Below are 3117 nucleotides of genomic sequence, written 5' to 3'. Positions count from 1 at the left end.
GACACCCTGTTCGTGCCGGCCAACAATGGCAAGGTCTACCGGTATGAGTATTCCGGCTCCAGCCTGACCTACAAGCAAACCTACGACCTCGCCTCCTCGGCGACGCCCCTGACGGGCTGCACCGGCTGCACCGAGTACACGGGCCTGAAGTTCGCCGCGCCAGGCATCGCCTATCGCGGCCGCATCCTGATTGGCGACACCGAAGGGTATTTTCACGACTACCACGCAACTACCGGTGTTCATCGCAAGTATCGCCTCAGCATCACCGCGCCGATCGTCTCGGCGCCGGCGGTGGAAATTTACCTGGATGGCAAGACTTACACGGACACCGCCACGGGCAACTCGGCGGCCCAGTCAGGCGCCCAGAACCAGCTGCGGGAGGCCGATGCGCTGCACGCCTTCGTCAGCGTGACGCGCGATGTGGGGCCGGTCTGCGCCTGGGTCAATCTGGCCGAGCGCAGCGTGCTGTTCTCGCCCCCCCTGTTCGTGGACGACACCGCAGGCGGCAATGCGGCGCTGTGGGGGGAACTGGACAGTTACGGCTATACCTATGCTGCGGGACAAAACAATGTGCTGGCCAGCATCTCGCTGGGGGTTTCCGCCAATGGTGACGCGGTGGCCCTTGCGATCGAGGGCACCAACATTCCCAGTACGTCGAATGCCACCCAGGTGACGCCGCTGGGCGCCGCCAAGTCAGGCTCCGGCAGCACGGTCCATTCCTTCTTCAAATTCGATACCGACCAGATCGCCACGACAGGCGCCGTCTTTGATGAGGCCTACGTGTATCTGACCACCACGAGTGGCTCGCCGACGGACAGTGATACTCCCGCGCCGTGGCTGTATCGCGCGGGGGGCTGGGGCGAGTCCGGCGGCACCGGCGACCGCTGGCGCGGCAGCGCGACCATCTGGACCAGCAACTCGGGGAACTCCCTGACCAGCAGCAACTACCCCTGGGTCGTGTCAGCCGAGACCGCGTCCCCGGCCATGGTGGAAAACAGCGCGACGAACATTGCCGTGACCGTGTCCTCGTCGATCCGCTGGCTGGTCAATTCCGTGCTGCCCGCGCCTTTCCGCGTCGGCTCGGTGGGCTTGGCCCTGGCCCTGCAGCCTGGCGACAACATCCCTTGGAACAATTCCAAAGCCCCCCAGTTTCAGGGTCGTAGCGACAGCGCACCGCCCTACCTGCGGGTGCAGTACGACGTGGTGCAGGACCGGCCGGCATACGCCCCGGAAACCAGCCCCCTGGTCGATGCCACCCGCCAGCGGGTGTTCGTTTACAACAGCAACTACCTGTTCGCCCTGAGCTACGCGAGCCCGGACAGCTGGCTGGGCAACAGCAGTGCCTCCCTCATTCAGCCGACCTATCAGGTCGCTTTCCTCGGGCGCCCGGGGCAAACCGGCGCCCGCGACAGTGGCGGCAATTACGTGCGCAACCGCACGACGCCGGTGCCGGCTTTCGACTTCTCCTCGATCTACCTGCTCAGCCATGGCCCGAACGGCGGCAACTTCGACCTGGCCATGTCGAAAATCACGCCCAACACCAACTCTGCCAACGCCGCGCTGGGCGACCAGGAACGCGCCAAGGACACCCAGAACGTGGTCGCCTCCACCACCCTGTCGACGACCGCCACGGGAACCCTGCTGGTCAATAGCTCGCCTGTGGCCACCAGCACCGCCAGCCGCTACATGCTGATCGACCCGTTCAGCAACCTGTCGAGCAAGGGGGGCGAACTCCTGTTCGGCTTGAGTGGGACCTCGCGGGTCTACCGCATTGGAACGGATTGATGGGTGGCCGCGCATGACGCTCAGCTTGCGGCGAGGGGGGGGCACCCTGCTGGCCCTGGCCACCCTGAGCGGTTGCTTCGGCGAGGGCTCCCCCTGGATTCCTGCCGCTCAGTTTCTGCTGGGGCGTCAGGCCACACTGGTGCCGTCTGACAGCCCCTCCGGGCCGTCGGTCGCACAGACGACGGCTCCGACGCCGGCGCTCAGCCCGGAGTCGATCGCCCCGGAGGCCCCGGACGTCCTTCCCTTGATACGGGAAACTGGCGGAACGACCTGGAATGGAGATGTGGCCACGCCTCATTTTCAAGGTCAGGTCGAGGGTCTGGAACGGGAGGATGGAAGGGGCTTGCCCGGGGCCTGGGTGGCCACCCGGGATGGACGCTGGGCCACGACCGATGGCACCGGGCAGTTCGTGCTGCCAGGTTTGCCGCCCGCAGACGGGGTCTACGTGGCTGGTGCCGTCGGCTATGTGAGTACCGTCGTGGCCGGTTTTCCGGCGGATGAACGGCCACTGTTTCACCTGCAGCCCTTGCTGCAGACCGCTGTCAACGGGACAGCGGCGCCACGATTTCAGGCGGCCGCGCTGACGGGCTCCCTGCGGGATGCCGCGGGGCAGCCAGCGGCGGGCGTGCTGCTGGTGCTGGGAGGGGCAGGGCTGGCCTTGCCGGCTGTGGCATACAGCGATGCGGCGGGGCAGTTCCGCTTGCGGGCCCAGCTGGCTCAGACGGGTGCCCTGAGAGCCACGTTGCTGGCCTCCGGGCCGCAGGGCCAGGCCTTGCTCACGGACATTCCCCTGACCGGACGCGATCAGGCGATCGACGGCGCCCCTGCGGATGCAGGCAGCACGGCCTTGCGGCTGACGGCGCCGCGGCACAGTCTGCGATTGGCTGTCGACCCCGCGGGCAGCGCCTTGTCGGTTCAGGCGGCGATCGCCCTGGTGGCGCCGGATGGCACGCGCCTCTCCTTGAGTGGGTTGGGGCCCTTCGCGCTGGCCCCCGTCCCCGGTCTTCGCCTGGCCTTCAGCGGGGGCGTTGCCTCCTCGGATGGCCTGGTCTATTCGCGCTTCGATCGCCCGGAGGTGCCGATCGACTGGAACACGGCCGCCTCCACCTGGAACGAGACGCTGCTGGCCGTTCCGGACGTGACGGCTCCGGACCGCCTGGTGCCGGGGGCATCGCTGGCCTGGCAAGCGGTGGATGGGGCGCGGGGTTACACGGTGGATCTGGCTGGCGATGTGCCGGTCGCGGGTCTGCCCCTGCAAGGCTTCACGCTGGAGACCCGTTTTCCGCTGGTGCTGCCACGGGCGTCGCTGCCGAAGGGCAGCTATCGCCTCGG

General features: G+C 67.4%; 2 protein-coding genes. Both read left to right on the top strand.

The window, feature by feature from the left end:
* A partial coding sequence (locus VKP62_13830; GenBank protein MEB3198276.1) for a hypothetical protein occupies positions 1 to 1785 on the top strand: 1785 nt, incomplete at its 5' end.
* A gap of 13 nt (positions 1786 to 1798) precedes the next feature.
* Positions 1799 to 3117 (top strand): carboxypeptidase-like regulatory domain-containing protein (locus tag VKP62_13825; protein ID MEB3198275.1); only part of this gene is annotated, 1319 nt, incomplete at its 3' end.

It is taken from the genome of Candidatus Sericytochromatia bacterium, assembly GCA_035285325.1.
Taxonomy (GTDB): Bacteria; Cyanobacteriota; Sericytochromatia; order S15B-MN24; family JAQBPE01; genus JAYKJB01.
This window is presented reverse-complemented; position numbering and strand designations above follow the sequence as displayed.